Source organism: Streptococcus sp. ALY_208 (assembly GCF_058314295.1).
Genome location: NZ_JBZFUI010000001.1, coordinates 254205 through 271657 on the forward strand (window position 1 = coordinate 254205; position 17453 = coordinate 271657).

Consider the following 17453-nt stretch of genomic DNA (forward strand, 5'->3'; position numbering starts at 1 on the left):
TGATGGTTTTACAATTGAAAAAATGGTCGTCCTACCTTTTTTTATCTCTGATTATTGGTGTGGTGACTGGGGTAATTGACATGATTTTTGGTCGAGTTTTGCTGGCTATTGGTGATTATCGTGATCAGCATATCTCCGTTCTGCTGCCTTTTTTAGCCTTGGCTGGTCTTGTCAGTGTGTGGCTCTATCAGCGCTTTGGTGGAGAGAGTCAGAAAGGAATGGGACTGTTATTTGAGGCAGGACAGCGTAAGCGTGAAAAGATTCCAGTTATACTGATTCCTTTGGTAATGATTAGCACTTGGCTGACGCATTTATTTGGAGGGAGTGCCGGCAGGGAAGGTGTTGCCGTACAGATCGGTGCTAGCCTGTCTCACTGGGTAGGTAGACATCTGCCCTATCAGGATGCTTCTAGAATCTTTTTAGTTGCAGGTATGGCAGCTGGTTTTGCAGGTCTTTTTCAGACCCCTCTAGCTGCGACTTTCTTTGCTTTAGAAGTCCTGGTAGTTGGTCAGTTAGCAGTAGAGGCTTTGCTGCCTGCTTTAATAGCTTCTTTGAGTGCTAGTTTTACCTCGCATAGTCTTGGTTTGGAGAAATTTTCAGTATTTTTGTCTCTTCATCTAAAAGAGACCCCTATGCTATGGCTTAAATTGGCCCTTCTTGGTCTTTGCTTTGGTTTAGTTGGTAGAGCCTTTGCTTTCAGTTTAGCTTGGTCAAAAAAATTTGTCAGTCAGCGTTTGTCTAATCCTTATCACCGTATCCTACTGATTAGTATAGTTTTGAGCATCCTTCTCTACGCCTTATGGCAGGGGAGATATGCAGGACTGGGAACTAATTTGATTGGTTTTAGTTTTGAGACTCAGCAGGTCTATCTATGGGACTGGCTGGTTAAGTTGGTATTGACAGTATTGACTCTGTCAGCTGGTTTTCAAGGCGGAGAAGTGACACCATTGTTTGCCATAGGAGCTACTTTGGGTGTTGTCTTAGCAGGATTCTGGGGCTTACCGGTGATGCTGGTAGCAGCTCTCGGCTATGCTGTTGTATTTGGATCAGCCACCAATACGCTGTTGGCGCCAATTTTTATTGGGGGAGAGGTATTTGGATTTGCTAATCTTCCTTATTTTATTCTTGTAGCAGCTGTTGCTTATAGTTTGGGACATAAAACTAGCATTTATAGCTTGCAAAAACGTTGATGATAGGGTAGAATGATTTTATGCGTGTGTAATGGACATGCATGAATAAAACGGCTAATCCGCTGGGACAAGGCACCTATGATTAGTAAGATAGGAGAATTTTAAATGAATCCATTAATCCAAAGTTTGACTGAAAGTCAATTGCGCACTGATATTCCTGATTTCCGTCCTGGTGACACTGTTCGTGTTCACGCTAAGGTTGTCGAAGGAAATCGTGAACGTATTCAGGTCTTTGAAGGTGTTGTTATTTCTCGTAAAGGACAAGGCATATCAGAAATGTATACTGTTCGTAAGATTTCTAGTGGTATCGGTGTGGAACGTACTTTCCCAATTCATACCCCACGTGTTGACAAGATTGAAGTCACTCGTTATGGTAAGGTACGTCGTGCTAAATTGTACTACCTACGTGCTCTTCAAGGTAAGGCTGCACGTATCAAAGAAATCCGCCGTTAATTTAGTTTAGAGATTTCTGTTTCTAAACCATTAATGGCATGAGAATCTGTCCCTTGATGGACAGGTTTTTTCATAAGTCCCCTTAGTTAAATGGATATAACATCTCCCTCCTAAGGAGCAGTTGCTGGTTCGATTCCGGCAGGGGATATGAGATTGGTAGTCAGTGACTATGGAAGAAGTTGAGTTTTCTGTTGAACTCAGCTTTTTATTAAACTCTTGCTTCTCTTACTTGCTAGTGCTACAATATCTTGTGTGATAATTGAAAGAGAGACACAAGATATTGTGATAGAAGGGACTAATTTTGAAATTTGTCTATATTAGTCTTAGTGGTAATACTAAGGCCTTTGTACAGAAGTTGGTTGATCATTTTGCCTCTAATCATCCTGAATTGCCAGTTGATACTTTGGATGTTAAAGACTTGGTCAAAAGTGGTGCGAGTTATCCTGATTTGACGGAGGACTATATCGCTTTTTTGCCTACTTATTTAGAAGGTGGCAATGGTATTGATAATGGGGATCAAGAGATTTTGACGACTGACTTACGCCATCTAATTGCTAAAGGCGATAATGCTAAGCATTGCTTAGGTGTTGTCGGAAGTGGTAATCGCAATTTTAATAATCAATTTTGTTTAACTGCCTACCAATATGCAGAGCAGTTTGGTTTTCCTGTCTTGGATGTGTATGAGATGCGTGGCTTGACAGCTGATGTAGAGCGTATTGCACAAAAAATTTTGGACGTCTATCATCTGAGCTAGGTGGGTTGCTGGGCTAAAAGCCTTTATTTTCTTGACGTATTGCTGCACTGAGTTAATAAATTTGAAGTGCATGAAGAAGTCAGTAAAGTTGACTTGGTGCTGTATTCTTGGGGTGGTGGACAAATTATCTGAATTGTGCTAAAATTCTAGCATATATTAGGAGGGGCTATCTGATGCGGGATGATATCAAAATTAACGATCGAGCTTTGGCGATTAGTGATAAGCTCGTTGAGAAACTAGAGTCGGTCTTTGATCCTGAAATTGAGTTAGATATTTATAATCTGGGATTAATTTATGAGATTAATCTGGATGAAAATGGCCATTGTCAGGTTGTCATGACTTTTACAGATGTTGGTTGTGGCTGCGAAGACACGCTTCCTATTGATCTGGTAGAAGTTCTTAAGACGATTGATGAGATTAAAACTGCCAGTGTAGAGGTTGTTTGGCAGCCGGTTTGGCGTTTGACCCGTATCAGCCGTTTGGGTCGTATTACGCTAGGTATTGCTCCTAAATAATTGTTTCATATAGAGAGAAGGATGTCTTATGACAGAAGAGATGAAAGCCTTACGTCACCGTTCAGCTGTTTATGATAGCATGGTTAAGTCACCTAATCGGGCGATGTTGCGTGCTACGGGAATGACAGACCAAGATTTTGATAGTCCTATCGTCGGTGTGATTTCGACTTGGGCTGAGAATACACCTTGTAATATTCATCTGCATGATTTTGGAAAAATCACTAAAAAAGGTGTTAAATCTGCAGGGGCTTGGCCTGTGCAGTTCGGTACGATTACGGTTGCTGATGGGATTGCGATGGGAACACAAGGGATGCGTTATTCTTTGACTTCTCGTGATATTATTGCAGATTCTATCGAGGCTGCTATGGGAGGGCATAATGTTGATGCTTTCGTAGCGATTGGTGGTTGTGATAAAAATATGCCTGGTTCTATGATCGCTATCGCCAATATGGATATCCCTGCTATTTTTGCCTATGGTGGAACTATCGCACCTGGTAATCTCGACGGTAAGGATATTGATTTAGTTTCGGTGTTTGAAGGAGTTGGACACTGGAACAATGGTGATATGACTAAGGAAGAGCTGCGCCAGATTGAGTGTAATGCCTGCCCTGGCCCTGGTGGTTGTGGTGGTATGTATACGGCTAATACTATGGCGACAGCTATTGAAGTCATGGGTATGAGCCTTCCTGGATCATCGTCTCACCCTGCTGAATCAGCTGAGAAAAAAGCTGATATTGAAGAAGCTGGTCGTGCTGTTGTCAATATGCTTAAAATGGGCTTGAAACCATCGGACATCTTGACACGTGAAGCTTTTGAAGACGCTATTACTGTGACAATGGCTCTGGGTGGTTCAACCAACTCAACCCTTCACCTTTTAGCTATCGCCCATGCTGCCAATGTGGATCTGAGCCTTGAAGATTTTGATGCTATTCAACAAAAGGTACCGCATTTAGCTGACTTGAAGCCTTCAGGACAGTATGTTTTCCAAGACCTGTATAATGTTGGTGGTGTACCGGCTGTTATGAAGTATTTGTTGGCTAATGGTTTTCTTCACGGGGATCGTATGACCTGTACTGGTAAAACGGTTGCTGAAAATCTAGCTGAATTCCCAGATTTAACACCAGGTCAAAAGGTTATCATGCCACTTGAGAGTCCTAAGCGTGAAGATGGTCCATTGATCATTCTTAAAGGTAACTTGGCGCCTGAGGGTTCTGTAGCCAAGGTATCTGGTGTCAAAGTGCGTCGCCATGAAGGGCCTGCCAAGGTCTTTGATTCCGAGGAAGAGGCAATCGAGGCAGTCCTTGCAGATGATATTGTTGATGGTGATGTTGTTGTGGTTCGTTACGTTGGTCCTAAAGGTGGTCCTGGTATGCCAGAGATGCTATCACTCTCATCAATGCTTGTTGGTAAAGGTCAAGGAGACAAGGTCTGCTTGATTACAGATGGTCGATTCTCTGGTGGGACTTATGGATTGGTTGTTGGTCATGTGGCCCCAGAAGCTCAAGATGGTGGTCCTATCGCTTACCTGCGTACAGGTGATGTTGTTGTCGTTGACCAGGATACCAAAGAAATTACGATGAAAGTCTCTGATGAGGAAATCGAGCGTCGTAAGTCTGAGACAGTTATTCCGCCTTTGTATTCACGAGGTGTTCTCGGTAAGTATGCTCATATCGTATCATCAGCTTCTAGGGGAGCTGTGACTGATTTCTGGAATCGTGACGAAAATAATAAATAGGTTGATTAGAGCTAGAAGCTATTCTGGCTCTTTTCTATGATTAAGAAGGGAGAATATATGAGACAATTATTACCTGGGTTAAGTCTGACAGCTACGCTAGCTCTTGTATCTCTGATACTTGGTCACTTTGTTCCTTTGATAGGTTCTAGTGTCTTTGCGATTATATTAGGGATCTTGGCTAATCAGTTTTTGAATCTGGGAGATGGTTATAAGTCCGGGATTAATTACAGTGGTAAGAAAGTACTTCAGTATTCTATTATCATTTTGGGATTTAGCATGTCTGTAGGGTCAGTCTCTAAGACAGGACTAGAATCTCTGAGGATTTCTATCGGTACAATCATCATTGCTTTTGTGGTTGCGTATATAGCTGGTCGTCTTTTCAAAGTGTCTCGTCCTTTGAATATTTTAGTTGGTTTTGGAACTGCTATCTGTGGTGGTTCGGCTATTGCAGCTGCTTCCCCGATTTTAGAGGCAGATGATGAAGATGTTGCCTTGTCTATTTCAACCATTTTTCTTTTTAATATCATAGCTGTCTTTCTTTTCCCTTTTTTGGGACATATGATGTCTATGACTCATCAAGATTTTGGGCTTTGGGCAGGGACAGCGATTAATGATACTTCTTCGGTGGTTGCAGCTGGCTATAGTTATAGTCAAGAAGCAGGTGACTATGCGACAGTAGTTAAGCTGGCGCGTGCGCTGATGATTGTTCCAGCTTGTTTAATAATGGCTGGCGTAAAAACCTATAGCAGTCAAAGGCACTCGGAGTCTTTTAACTTTGCCAGGGTATTTCCTTGGTTTATTCTGTGGTTTTTTATTGCATCGCTGATTAGCTCGTTAGGTATTCTTCCCAAAGAAATAGTTCCTTATGCCAAGGGAGTATCACAATTTTTAATGGCAATGGCTCTAGCTGGTATTGGTTGCCAAGTTTCTTTTGCTCGTTTTAGGCAAGTTGGTCTTGCTCCTGTGATGACGGGGGCTGTGACCTGGGCAGCAGTGGCAATTAGTAGTTTGATACTAAAACAGATCCTATATTGATTGCTGACCGCCAAAAGGAATCGTGATATAATAGCAAGGATGATTAAATAGGAGAGTGCTATATGCCACGAAAAAGAAATAAACCGTTAGATAATGGGATTGACTATACGCTTATTATACCAGTGTTTTTACTGATTATTATTGGTATTGTAGCTATTTATACAGCTACTTACCATGACTACCCTCATGCGATTATACCGACCTTGTTGCAGCAAATCGTTGGTATCATCGCTGGATGTTTGGCTGCAGTAGTGGTGATGTACTTCAATGTTGAAAGACTCTGGCGGATAACTCCATATCTCTATGGTTTGGGTCTGGCATTGATGGTCTTGCCGATTTTTATTTATAGTCCAACCTTGGTAGCATCAACAGGAGCTAAGAACTGGGTCAGTATTGGATCTATTACCTTATTTCAGCCATCTGAGTTTATGAAGATTGCTTATATTTTGATGCTGGCTAGGGTCGGTGTCTGGTTTAAGGACACTTATCGTGATGAGGAGCCCAGTCTCAAAAAAGATGGACGTCTGCTCTTGATGTATGGTGCTGTTACCCTACCAATTTTAATTTTATTAGTCTTTCAAAAAGATATGGGGACTGCTATGGTCTTTATGGCTATTCTAGCAGGATTGATTGTCTTGTCAGGCGTCGCTTGGAAGATTATTCTGCCGGTTGTTTTGACAGTTGCCCTAGGATTTCTGATCTTTTTACTCTTGTTTACGTCTCAGTGGGGTAAGGAATGGTTGTTTTCTATGGGAATGAAGACCTATCAGATCAATCGGGTATCAGCTTGGCTGGATCCTTTTGCCTATGAATCTGGTATTGCCTACCAACAGGTTCAGAGTCTATTAGCTATTGGTAATGGTGGGGTGTTTGGCCGTGGATTTAATGTTTCAGAAGTGGCGATTCCTGTAAGAGAATCTGATATGATCTTCACAGTTATCGCAGAAGATTACGGCTTTTTAGGGTCGCTCATTGTTTTACTCTTGTATTTGATTTTGATCTTTAGAATGTTGAAAATCACAATAGAATCCAATAATGTTTTCTACACTTACATTTCTACAGGATTTATCATGATGATTCTATTTCATATTTTTGAAAATATCGGGGCAGCTGTAGGATTACTTCCTCTGACTGGAATTCCCCTTCCGTTTATCTCCAAAGGTGGCTCCGCTCTCATGTCCAATATTATCGGTGTGGGGCTAGTCTTATCCATGTCTTATCAAAATCAGCTAGCTAAAGAGCGTTCCAAAACATCTAAAAAGGCTTGAGAATATATTGATTAAATCAGACTGAAAAGAGGGTTTCAGTCTGATTTGTTTTATGGCTCAATTTTTTAGAGAATGAGTCTAAAAGGGCATAATAGCAAGGTTTTTAGTCTTTAAATAGATGCAAACAGCTTGAAAATATGTTACAATAGAACGTATGAAATTTCATGATTATATTTGGGATTTGGGAGGAACCTTACTCGATAATTATGAGCTGTCAACTAAAGCTTTTTGCGATACGCTCCAAGATTTTGGAGTTGAGGCAGATCATGATGCTGTCTACAGACAGCTTAAAATTTCAACGCAAGCAGCTATAGCTCGCTTTATCCCAGACCAGCCTACTTTTCTAGCCAAGTACAAAGATAGGGAAGCTAAGGAATTGGCTCATCCTATTTTGTTTCCAGGTGCAAAAGAGATCCTGAAGGCTATTGTGGCCTCTGGGGGTCGTAATTTTCTGATTTCGCACCGTAATCACTTGGTTTTAGATATTTTAGAAAGAGCTGGGATTGCAGCCTATTTTACTGAGGTAGTAACTAGTGAGAGTGGCTTTGCTAGAAAACCTAATCCTGAATCTATGATCTATCTAAGAGAGAAGTATCATTTGACCAATGCGGTCGCTATTGGTGATCGTGCTATTGATTGTCAGGCAGCTCAAGAGGCTGGCCTGACTGCCCTGTTGTTTGATGGGACTAAAACATTAGAAGAAACGGTAGAATAAGTATGTCTGAAGAAGTAAACAATACAGATGCTCTAGCCCAAGAATATGATGCTAGTCAAATCCAGGTTTTAGAAGGACTTGAGGCTGTGAGAATGCGCCCGGGGATGTATATCGGTTCGACCTCAAAGGAAGGTCTCCATCATCTCGTTTGGGAAATTGTGGATAATTCAATTGATGAGGCATTGGCAGGATTTGCTAGTCATATTGAGGTCTTTATTGAAGAAGATAATTCTATTACAGTTGTTGATGATGGTCGAGGAATTCCTGTCGATATTCAAGAAAAGACTGGACGTCCTGCCGTAGAGACAGTTTTTACGGTTCTTCACGCTGGTGGAAAATTCGGCGGCGGCGGCTACAAGGTATCTGGTGGTCTTCATGGTGTCGGTTCTTCCGTCGTCAATGCTTTATCAACAGTCCTTGATGTTAAAGTTCATAAGAATGGTAAGATTCACTACCAAGAATATCATCGGGGAGCAGTCGTAGAGGACTTGAAAGTCATTGGAGAAACTGACCGTACAGGGACAACGGTTCACTTTTGTCCGGATCCAGAGATCTTTAAAGAGACGATTGTTTATGATTTTGATAAATTGGCTAAGCGAGTCCAAGAGCTAGCTTTTCTTAATAAGGGTTTGAGAATTTCTATTACTGACAAGCGTCCAGATAGTCAGCAAGAAAAACACTTCCATTATGAGGGTGGGATTTCAAGCTATGTCGATTATCTTAATGAGAATAAGGACGTTCTTTTTGAAACCCCTATCTATACCGATGGCGAACTGGATGGTATTTCTGTCGAAGTTGCTATGCAATACACCGGAACTTATCACGAAACGGTTCTCAGTTTTGCTAATAATATTCATACCCATGAAGGTGGTACCCACGAGCAAGGTTTCCGTACAGCTTTGACACGTGTTATCAATGATTATGCACGTCAAAATAAACTCCTAAAAGAAAAGGATGATAACTTATCGGGGGAAGATGTTCGAGAAGGTTTGACAGCTATTATCTCAGTTAAGCATCCTAATCCTCAATTTGAAGGTCAAACCAAGACTAAGTTAGGAAATTCTGAAGTCGTTAAGATTACTAATCGCCTTTTCAGTGATGCCTTTTCACGTTTCCTTCTTGAAAATCCACAAGTGGCTAAGAAGATTGTTGAAAAAGGAATTTTGGCTTCCAAAGCTCGTATTGCTGCTAAGCGTGCACGGGAGGTCACTCGTAAAAAATCAGGGCTTGAGATTTCTAATCTTCCTGGTAAGCTGGCGGATTGCTCGTCTAATAATGCTAGTCAAAATGAGCTCTTCATCGTTGAGGGGGATTCAGCAGGTGGATCAGCTAAATCTGGCCGCAATCGTGAATTTCAGGCTATCTTACCTATTCGTGGTAAGATCTTAAATGTTGAAAAAGCTAGCATGGATAAGATTTTGGCCAATGATGAAATCCGTAGCTTGTTCACGGCTATGGGGACAGGATTTGGTGCTGATTTTGATGTGAGCAAGGCACGCTATCACAAACTTGTTATTATGACGGATGCCGATGTCGATGGAGCACATATTCGGACTTTATTGTTAACTTTGATTTATCGCTTTATGCGGCCGGTACTTGAGGCTGGTTATGTCTATATTGCGCAGCCGCCTATTTATGGTATCAAGGTCGGTAGTGAGATTAAGGAATATATCCAACCAGGAACGGATCAAGAAACTCAACTTCAAGAAGCACTTGACCGCTATACAACTGGGCGCTCTAAGCCAACGGTTCAACGCTATAAGGGACTGGGGGAAATGGATGACCATCAGTTGTGGGAAACGACCATGGATCCAGATAACCGCTTAATGGCACGTGTTTCTGTTGATGACGCTGCGGAAGCAGATAAAATTTTCGATATGCTGATGGGAGACCGGGTAGAGCCACGTCGCGAATTTATTGAGGAAAATGCTGTTTACAGTACCTTGGATATCTAGTGATAAAGAGGCTGTTACAGCTTTGTAACCAAGTTTTTTTGATATGTCTCCATAACTATGTTATAATGGGGCGTAATATGTGATATTGTGAAGGTATTCTATACCTTTGACACTAAAGGAGAAAACATGTCGGGTATTTTAGTGCTGAGTATAGTCCTCATTATCGTATTGGTTGCGGGCTACTTAATCGGCGTTATTATTAGAAAGAGAAATGATTCGTTACTGGCAGGATTAGATGAGAGAAAAAAAGCTCTCTTTAATGCTCCGGTCGATCAAGATCTGGAAAAAGTCAAAAAACTCAATTTGATTGGTCAGAGTCAGACGACTTTCCGTGAATGGAACCAAAAATGGACCGACCTAGTTGAAAATTCACAGAATGATATCAGTAATCAGATCGTTGAAGCAGAGCACTTGAATGATTCCTTTCGCTTTCTCAAGGTTAGCAATGCTATTGGAACTATTGAGAGCCAGCTTGATTTAGCTGAAGAAGATATCGCTTCTGTACGTGATGCTCTTGCTATCCTTCAAGAACAAGAGGATAAAAATAGCGCACGTGTCAAGCATGCTTTAGATCTCTTTGAAGATTTAAAGGCAAGCATTAAAGATAATGCAGATAACTTCGGGACTACCAAGTCTGAAATTGATAAGCAGCTCAAAAATATTGAGTTGGAGTTTTCTCAGTTTGTAACGCTTAATACAACTGGTGATCCAGTGGAAGCGGCAGAGATATTAGACCGTTCTGAAGAACATACGATTGCTCTGGGACAGATAACAGAGAAAATTCCAGCTATTGTTGCTAAGCTTGAAGATGATTTTCCCGATCAGTTGGATGATTTGGAAACTGGATACAGAAAGCTCTTAGAAGCCCATTATCATTTTCCAGAGCGCAATATTGAACGTCGTTTCCAAGATATTAGAGAATCTATCTCGAGTAATGCTGAAGGTATGGTCAATTTAGATTTGGATCGTGCCAATGAAGAAAACGATGATATTCAGGAAAAAATTGATAGCCTTTATGCTATATTTGAGCGTGAGATCGATGCCCACAAGCAAGTTATGAAGGACAGTAAGATTCTGCCTAAATATCTTGAGCATGCCAAAGGCAATAATGACCAAATCAATGCTGAGATGGATCGTCTCAATGAGATCTATATCATTGAGGATAATGAAACCCTCAGTGTTCAAAAATTTGCTAAGGAGCTGGAAAAGATTGAAGGCGATACCATTCCAGCTATTGAGAACTTTGCTACCCAGGACAAGCCCTACTCTGAGCTTAAGGTTATATTTGATGAAGCGCTTAAGACTTTAGCGATTGTTGAGGAAGGTCAAATTGAGCTCAGTAAAGAACTTAAGAGTATTGAGCGTATTGAGAATGATTCTCGCATCAAGGCAGACGATTTTATTAATCAGTTGCATACGATTAAGCGTTTTATGGAAAAGCGAAATTTACCGGGGATTCCTCAAGATTTTCTCAGTATTTTCTTTACTGCTAGTGAACATTTGGAAACGCTCATGGATGAGCTTGGTAAGAAGCGAATTAAAATCAATTTAGTGGCTCGCTTGACAGAGTCGGCAGCTTCCTCTATGGATCTATTGGTTGAAACGACTTATCGTGTCGTTCAAAATGCTATCCTGACTGAGCAGCTCTTGCAGTATTCCAACCGCTATCGCAGCTTTGAACCTGCTGTGCAAGAAAGTTTTGAGATTGCACTGAGATTGTTTGAAAATGAGTATGACTACAAGTCATCTTTTGAAGAAATTTCATACGCTTTAGAGCTGGTTGAGCCAGGCGTTACAGATCGATTTGTATCATCTTATCAAAGAACACGTGAAATTATTAGATTTTAATCCTAAAACCTGGGCTAAAGTGCCTAGGTTTTTTGATTTTACTACTGATTATTTTGTGAGTAGAATTTCTAAGAGAGATGGCTTGTGCTATCTGACCCTGTAGCAAATATGATATAATATGATTTACTGATTAGTAGGTAGAAAGGGGGATCTTCTGTGATTGACACAAGTAAGGAAGCTGAGCGTGTTGTCCTATTGGCCGTTGAGCTGCCAGATACGCAAAATTTTGCCATGTCCTTTCAGGAATTGGAAAATTTAGCGAAGACGGCTGGTGCCCAAATTGTTACTAGGTGCGTACAAAAGCGGCAGCGTTATGACAGCAAGTCCTTAATTGGTTCAGGGAAACTCCAAGAAATATCTGCTTTGGTAGATGCTGAAGATATTGATACTATTATTGTCAATAACCGTTTAACGCCACGACAAAATGTTAATCTAGAGGAGGCATTGGGAGTTAAGGTAATTGACCGGATGCAGTTGATCTTAGATATTTTTGCTATGCGAGCACGTAGTTATGAAGGTAAACTTCAAGTGCATTTGGCCCAGCTTAAATATATGTTACCTCGTTTAGCAGGTCGGGGAGTGATGCTCAGTCGTCAGGCTGGAGGTATCGGTAGCCGCGGTCCTGGTGAAAGCCAGTTGGAGCTCAATCGCCGTTCGATTCGTAATCAAATTGCAGATATTGAGCGTCAGCTTCAGCAGGTTGAAAAAAATAGAGAGAAGCTACGGGATAAGAGGATGGACGAATCCACCTTTAAAATCGGTTTGATCGGCTATACAAATGCTGGAAAATCTACACTGTTAAATGTTTTAACAGATGACCAACAGTATGAGGCAGACGAACTCTTTGCAACTTTGGATACAACGACGAGAAAGATCCATCTCAAGGATCAATTTCAAGTTACACTGACTGATACGGTAGGCTTTATACAAGATCTGCCAACTGAGCTCGTTGCAGCCTTCAAATCGACTCTTGAAGAGAGTAGAGAAGTTGATCTCCTCCTTCACCTTATTGATGCTAGTGACTCTAACCATAGTCAACAAGAGAGGGTTGTCATGGATATTCTTGAGGATTTAGGGATGGAGGATATTCCTAGACTGGCTATTTATAATAAAATGGACAAGGTTGATCATCTGATTCCCACAGCCTTTCCCAATATCAGACTCTCTCTTAAAGATCCTAATAGTCGTAATATTTTACGACATCAGATTATTGATGAAATTGAACAAATTTTTGTTCCCTTTACTATCAGACTGGGGCTAGAAAATTATCATAAATGGTATGAGTTGAGTAAATTTGCCTTGATGGATCCTTTGGATTTTAAAGAGTCTAGCGAAGAAATCAAGGGATTTATTGCTGAAAACAATAAATGGAGGTTAGAAGATTTCTATGACTGATATGCTAGATCTAGCGATACGTTATGGGGGCTATACTAGCTTGGACAGGGTTTACTTGCAGACTCATTTGCAAAAATTAAGCCCTAAGCAGCAGTTAGAAATGATTGCACCACCTCCAAGTGTTGTGAATGCTTATTTTGCAGAAATCTATCAAAAGCAAGGGCCTAAAGAGGCGACAGATTATTATTTGGAATTGAGCAAGGTCTTTGGCTGGTTTCAGTCTGATCCTAGTTTTGAGGCTGAGCAATTTCCTTTTATTCGCTTAAATATCTCTGGAACTGCTTATGGTATGGTCTTTGAAAATGAAGAGCAACGAGCTTTAGTATTTTCTGAAGTCGAGTCTACAGTGACTCCCTATTTACTGATGGAGCTTGCTAAAATTTTCCCCCACTACAAGGTTTTTTTAGAGCAAGGTCGGATTTATATGATGCCTATTGAGTTTGATGAAGAAGGGGCGAAAAAAGTTGACTTACCTCATCAAAGTCTGCTTACTGAAGCCTATCAGCTTAAGGGAAATTTGCTAAAGGTGACTGGTTACAATCAAGATGATTTGCTAGAAGTATTAAATCTTAACTTGGCACAGACGGTATATTATAGCTTTTATCAGAGAAACTTTGTTATTTATTTGCGAGCCTACTAAAAAATAACGTAAGGATAATAGTTGAAAAATTTAAGGACAGGATAAGGCATGGAATTACAGTTTTTAGGTACAGGTGCTGGTCAACCAGCTAAGTCACGTAATGTTTCAAGTTTAGTTTTAAAGCTGCTCAATGAGATTGATGAAGTGTGGATGTTTGACTGCGGTGAAGGGACCCAGCGTCAAATCTTAGAGACCACTATCAAACCACGTAAGGTTCGAAAAATTTTTATCACTCACCTACATGGTGATCATATTTTAGGGTTGCCGGGCTTTTTGTCCAGTCGTTCTTTTCAAGCCAGTGAGGAGCAGACTAGTATTGATATCTATGGTCCTGAAGGCATTCGTAGTTTTGTTTTAACAGCATTGAAGGTTAGTCAAACACGTCTGCCCTATCGTATTAACTTTCATGAATTGCAACCCAATGGGTTAGGCAAGATCCTTGAAACAGATCAGTTTACTGTCTATGCAGAAGCACTTGATCATACGATCTTCTGTCTTGGTTACCGAGTCGTCCAAAAGGATTTAGAAGGAAGACTGGATGCCGAACAATTAAAGGCTGATGGTGTTCCTTTTGGTCCCCTCTTTGGGAAAATTAAAAAGGGATTGGATGTTACCTTGGAAGATGGTCGGGTAATCAAGGCTGAGAATTATCTATCAGCTCCTCGTAAAGGGAAGATTGTTACGATATTGGGTGATACACGCCAGTGCCATGCTAGTGTCCGTCTGGGATTTGGTGCAGATATCTTGGTTCATGAATCGACTTATGGCAAGGGCGATGAAAAATTGGCACGCCATCATGGGCATTCTACCAATAGACAAGCGGCGCAAGTGGCTAAGGAAGCTTCGGCCAAGCGTCTATTGATGAATCATATCAGTGCTCGATTTTTAGGACGTGATGTCAGACAACTTGAAGCCGATGCTAGAACAATCTTTGAGAATAGTAAGGTTGTTTGGGATTTAGAAGAGGTTGAAATTTAATGAAAGCAAGCGGTCGTATTATTGCTATTACAGGAGCATCAGGTGGGCTGGCTCAGGCCTTTATTGGTTTACTACAGCCAGACGATACGATTTTAGCTATTGGTCGTAGTGAGGCCAGATTAGCTGAGCTTTATCAGGGTCAGGATAATATTCATTTTTATGGACTGGATCTGCGTGATCCTTTAGCGATTGAAAATCTAGTTGAAGAGATTTACCAATCTTTTGGACGCATTGATGTTTTTATTAATAATGCCGGTTTTGGTGAGTTTAAGGCTTATGATGCTTTTGATGTTGAAACCATTCAGGAGATGGTCGATATCAATACATTGGCGGTTATTCACTTTTCTCGCCTAGTCGGACAAAAAATGGTTGAGCGAGGAAGTGGGCAGATTATGACAGTAGCAAGTATGGCTGGTAAAATGGCGACGGCTAAGGCTAGTGTTTATGGCGCTACTAAATTTGCAGTTATCGGCTATTCTAATGCACTCAGATTAGAATTGGCTGAGCACAATGTCTTTGTAACAACGGTCAACCCTGGCCCAATTTCAACGCCTTTTTTTGATCGAGCTGATCCATCGGGGAGTTACTTGAAATCGGTTGAAAAATTCAGTTTGCGGCCCGAGAAAGTGGCTGGTAAAATGTTTAAAGCTTTGGGTAAAAATAAGCGTGAGCTTAACATGCCTTTAGCTCTGCAAGCGGCTTTCGTTTTTTATACCCTATTTCCTAGGGTATCTGATTTTCTATCCAGAAAGGTCTTTAACTATAAATGATTTCGTCAAAATATGACTGGAATATGATTGAAAAGGCTCCTAGTGAGTCCTTTTTAGCACTAGCACAAAAAGAAGCGTTAACACCGACAGTTGCTAAGATTCTTTATGATCGAGGGATTGATTCTGAAGAGTCTTTGCGAGACTTTCTTCATGCAGATCTTGGTCACTTACATGATCCTTATTTACTTCATGATATGGAAAGGGCGGTGGAGCGTATCCGTCAGGCTATTGAGAATTATGAGCAGATTCTTATTTATGGTGACTATGATGCTGATGGGATGACGTCTGCTTCTATCATGAAGGAAGCACTCGATATGATGGGGGCAGAACATACCGTTTATCTGCCTAATCGCTTTACGGATGGTTATGGTCCGAATCAAAGTGTCTATAAGTACTTTATAGAACAGCAGGGGGTCTCTCTCATCATTACGGTGGATAATGGGGTAGCTGGTCATGAAGCGATTACTTATGCACAGTCTAAGGGGGTGGATGTCATTGTTACTGACCATCACTCTATACCAGATGTATTGCCAGAAGCTCATGCGATTATCCATCCGGAACATCCTGAGTCCAAATATCCTTTTAAATATTTAGCAGGATGCGGGGTTGCCTTTAAGCTTGCTACGGCTCTGTTAGAAGGAATCCCCAATGAATTATTGGATCTCGTAGCGATTGGGACAGTAGCTGATATGGTTAGTTTGACAGATGAAAATCGTATCTTGGTCAAATATGGACTCCAAGTCTTAGCGCATACCGAGCGTATTGGCCTGCAAGAACTCATGAAGTTAGCTGATGTGAACATGGGAACCCTAACAGAAGAAACGATCGGTTTTCAGATTGCCCCCATGCTGAATGCTTTGGGACGTTTGGATGATCCTAATCCCGCCATTGAGCTCTTAACTGGTTTTGACGAGGAAGAGGCTCAGACGATCGCTTATATGATCAAGGAGAAAAACGATGAGCGAAAAGCTCTTGTTCAGACTATCTATGATGAGGCTAAAGCTATGGTTGATCCTGATCGTCCGGTCCAAGTGCTAGCTAAGGAGGGATGGCATCCGGGCGTTCTTGGAATTGTAGCTGGACGTATTCTTGAAACGATCAGTCAGCCAGTCATTGTTCTTACTATTGAGAATGGGAAAGCTAAGGGGAGTGCTCGTTCCATAGATGCTATCAATATCTTTGAAGCTTTGAGTGAGCACCGTAATATGTTTGATGCTTTTGGTGGTCATGCAGGTGCTGCTGGAATGACCTTATCTGAGGAGAATTTGCCTAGGCTAGCAGAAATTCTTAGTGAGTATGTGATGTCCCAATCTATTGATAGTAGGCAAAAAAATAGCCTAACTATTGATGATCAACTCAACTTGAAAGACCTTAATTTTGATACGGTTAAAAGTCTAGAAAAGCTAGCACCATTTGGGATGGACCACCAAAAGCCTGTCTTTAGATTGAAGGACTTTAAGGTTCTCCAGAGCCGTACCATGGGACAAAATGGAGCTCACCTCAAGCTAAAAATTGCTCAGGATGGTGCCGAATTTGATCTTATTGCTTTTTCGCAAGGACATCTGGTACAGGAGTTTGCTAATGCTAGTCATCTGGAGGTAGCTGTTACCTTATCTGTCAATGTTTGGAACGGCAATACTAGCTTGCAGTTGATTCTGGTAGATGCCCAGGTAGAAGGTGTTCAACTCATAGATATCAGGGCTAAGTCAGCGCCATTACCAGATCATGTTCCCATTTTAGGGTCACAAGTGGGAATGGAGTCTGTTGTTCTACTAGATCTACCAGAAAAACCAGAGGAGTTGAAGCGTCTCTTTACTGGGCAGGATTTTAAGGTGATCTACTTTAAAAATCAAATCAAACAAGCTTATTATTTAACTGGCTATGGTACCCGTGACCAATTTGCTAAACTTTATAAAACGATCTACCAATTTCCAGAATTTGATGTTCGTCACAAACTTAATCAGCTAGCTAATTATCTCAAGATTCCTGATATTCTTTTGGTCAAAATGATTCAGATCTTTGAGGAATTAGACTTTGTGACCATCGATGATGGAGTGATGCGTGTTAATAAAGGCGCTCAAAAGCGTGAGATTTCTGACAGTAAGATCTACCAAGATCTTGTACAGGTTGTTAAATACCAAGAACTTATGGCTTTAGGGACTCCTCAAGAAATTTACGATTGGATAAGGAAGTCCTAGCTAC

The 17453-nt window shown here is 41.1% G+C and carries 15 protein-coding genes and 1 tRNA gene; all 16 read left to right on the forward strand.

All coding sequences use genetic code 11. The annotated features are described in order from the left end of the window. Positions 1 to 2: 2 nt before the first annotated feature. Positions 3 to 1190 (forward strand): chloride channel protein, encoded by a 1188-nt coding sequence (locus AC4HAI_RS01245; RefSeq protein WP_491110120.1) that lies wholly within the window; start codon positions 3 to 5, stop codon positions 1188 to 1190. A gap of 105 nt (positions 1191 to 1295) precedes the next feature. Then, positions 1296 to 1643, forward strand: a complete 348-nt coding sequence (rplS, locus tag AC4HAI_RS01250) for a 50S ribosomal protein L19 (protein WP_491078266.1) — start codon at positions 1296 to 1298, stop codon at positions 1641 to 1643. 76 nt (positions 1644 to 1719) lie between these two features. After that, a tRNA-Arg gene (locus tag AC4HAI_RS01255) sits at positions 1720 to 1791 on the forward strand. A gap of 153 nt (positions 1792 to 1944) precedes the next feature. Beyond that, positions 1945 to 2397: a class Ib ribonucleoside-diphosphate reductase assembly flavoprotein NrdI gene (gene nrdI / locus AC4HAI_RS01260; RefSeq protein WP_491110121.1), complete on the forward strand. Its 453-nt coding sequence runs from the start codon at positions 1945 to 1947 to the stop codon at positions 2395 to 2397. A 173-nt stretch (positions 2398 to 2570) separates the two neighbouring features. Next, positions 2571 to 2912, forward strand: coding sequence for a metal-sulfur cluster assembly factor (locus tag AC4HAI_RS01265; RefSeq protein WP_491078268.1), 342 nt, complete (start codon positions 2571 to 2573; stop codon positions 2910 to 2912). 28 nt (positions 2913 to 2940) lie between these two features. Next, complete coding sequence (ilvD, locus tag AC4HAI_RS01270; RefSeq protein WP_491110123.1) at positions 2941 to 4647, forward strand: dihydroxy-acid dehydratase; 1707 nt, start codon at positions 2941 to 2943, stop codon at positions 4645 to 4647. A gap of 57 nt (positions 4648 to 4704) precedes the next feature. Continuing rightward, on the forward strand, positions 4705 to 5682 hold the full coding sequence (locus AC4HAI_RS01275) for a YeiH family protein (protein WP_491110125.1): 978 nt from the start codon (positions 4705 to 4707) through the stop codon (positions 5680 to 5682). 62 nt (positions 5683 to 5744) lie between these two features. Continuing rightward, positions 5745 to 6950 carry an FtsW/RodA/SpoVE family cell cycle protein gene (locus AC4HAI_RS01280; protein WP_491078271.1) on the forward strand — a complete coding sequence of 402 codons (1206 nt, stop codon included), beginning with the start codon at positions 5745 to 5747 and terminating at the stop codon, positions 6948 to 6950. 154 nt (positions 6951 to 7104) lie between these two features. After that, positions 7105 to 7665 carry an HAD-IA family hydrolase gene (locus AC4HAI_RS01285; protein WP_491078272.1) on the forward strand — a complete coding sequence of 187 codons (561 nt, stop codon included), beginning with the start codon at positions 7105 to 7107 and terminating at the stop codon, positions 7663 to 7665. A 2-nt stretch (positions 7666 to 7667) separates the two neighbouring features. Next, entirely contained in the window at positions 7668 to 9620 is a 1953-nt protein-coding gene (gene gyrB / locus AC4HAI_RS01290) for a DNA topoisomerase (ATP-hydrolyzing) subunit B (protein WP_491078273.1), read from the forward strand. A 126-nt stretch (positions 9621 to 9746) separates the two neighbouring features. Next, a complete protein-coding gene (gene ezrA / locus AC4HAI_RS01295; RefSeq protein WP_491110126.1) occupies positions 9747 to 11468 on the forward strand; it encodes a septation ring formation regulator EzrA in 1722 nt (573 codons plus the stop codon). Between the two features lie 156 nt (positions 11469 to 11624). Then, positions 11625 to 12863 carry a GTPase HflX gene (gene hflX / locus AC4HAI_RS01300; RefSeq protein WP_491110127.1) on the forward strand — a complete coding sequence of 413 codons (1239 nt, stop codon included), beginning with the start codon at positions 11625 to 11627 and terminating at the stop codon, positions 12861 to 12863. Further along, a complete protein-coding gene (locus AC4HAI_RS01305; RefSeq protein ID WP_491110129.1) occupies positions 12856 to 13503 on the forward strand; it encodes a cystathionine beta-lyase in 648 nt (215 codons plus the stop codon). The genes hflX and AC4HAI_RS01305 overlap by 8 nt, the downstream gene beginning before the upstream one ends. Positions 13504 to 13551: 48 nt before the next feature. Then, a complete protein-coding gene (rnz, locus tag AC4HAI_RS01310; RefSeq protein ID WP_491110131.1) occupies positions 13552 to 14481 on the forward strand; it encodes a ribonuclease Z in 930 nt (309 codons plus the stop codon). After that, positions 14481 to 15251 carry an SDR family NAD(P)-dependent oxidoreductase gene (locus tag AC4HAI_RS01315; protein ID WP_491078278.1) on the forward strand — a complete coding sequence of 257 codons (771 nt, stop codon included), beginning with the start codon at positions 14481 to 14483 and terminating at the stop codon, positions 15249 to 15251. The genes rnz and AC4HAI_RS01315 overlap by 1 nt, the downstream gene beginning before the upstream one ends. Then, a complete protein-coding gene (recJ, locus tag AC4HAI_RS01320; protein ID WP_491110132.1) occupies positions 15248 to 17449 on the forward strand; it encodes a single-stranded-DNA-specific exonuclease RecJ in 2202 nt (733 codons plus the stop codon). Before AC4HAI_RS01315 ends, recJ begins: the two co-directional genes overlap by 4 nt. Positions 17450 to 17453: the final 4 nt, after the last annotated feature.

Coding starts and splice junctions, on each gene's coding strand:
- AC4HAI_RS01245 (WP_491110120.1), top strand. CDS start 3: ATGGTTTTACAATTGAAAAAATGGTCGTCCTACCTTTTTTTATCTCTG.
- rplS (WP_491078266.1), top strand. CDS start 1,296: ATGAATCCATTAATCCAAAGTTTGACTGAAAGTCAATTGCGCACTGAT.
- AC4HAI_RS01265 (WP_491078268.1), top strand. CDS start 2,571: ATGCGGGATGATATCAAAATTAACGATCGAGCTTTGGCGATTAGTGAT.
- ilvD (WP_491110123.1), top strand. CDS start 2,941: ATGACAGAAGAGATGAAAGCCTTACGTCACCGTTCAGCTGTTTATGAT.
- AC4HAI_RS01275 (WP_491110125.1), top strand. CDS start 4,705: ATGAGACAATTATTACCTGGGTTAAGTCTGACAGCTACGCTAGCTCTT.
- AC4HAI_RS01280 (WP_491078271.1), top strand. CDS start 5,745: ATGCCACGAAAAAGAAATAAACCGTTAGATAATGGGATTGACTATACG.
- AC4HAI_RS01285 (WP_491078272.1), top strand. CDS start 7,105: ATGAAATTTCATGATTATATTTGGGATTTGGGAGGAACCTTACTCGAT.
- gyrB (WP_491078273.1), top strand. CDS start 7,668: ATGTCTGAAGAAGTAAACAATACAGATGCTCTAGCCCAAGAATATGAT.
- ezrA (WP_491110126.1), top strand. CDS start 9,747: ATGTCGGGTATTTTAGTGCTGAGTATAGTCCTCATTATCGTATTGGTT.
- AC4HAI_RS01305 (WP_491110129.1), top strand. CDS start 12,856: ATGACTGATATGCTAGATCTAGCGATACGTTATGGGGGCTATACTAGC.
- rnz (WP_491110131.1), top strand. CDS start 13,552: ATGGAATTACAGTTTTTAGGTACAGGTGCTGGTCAACCAGCTAAGTCA.
- AC4HAI_RS01315 (WP_491078278.1), top strand. CDS start 14,481: ATGAAAGCAAGCGGTCGTATTATTGCTATTACAGGAGCATCAGGTGGG.
- recJ (WP_491110132.1), top strand. CDS start 15,248: ATGATTTCGTCAAAATATGACTGGAATATGATTGAAAAGGCTCCTAGT.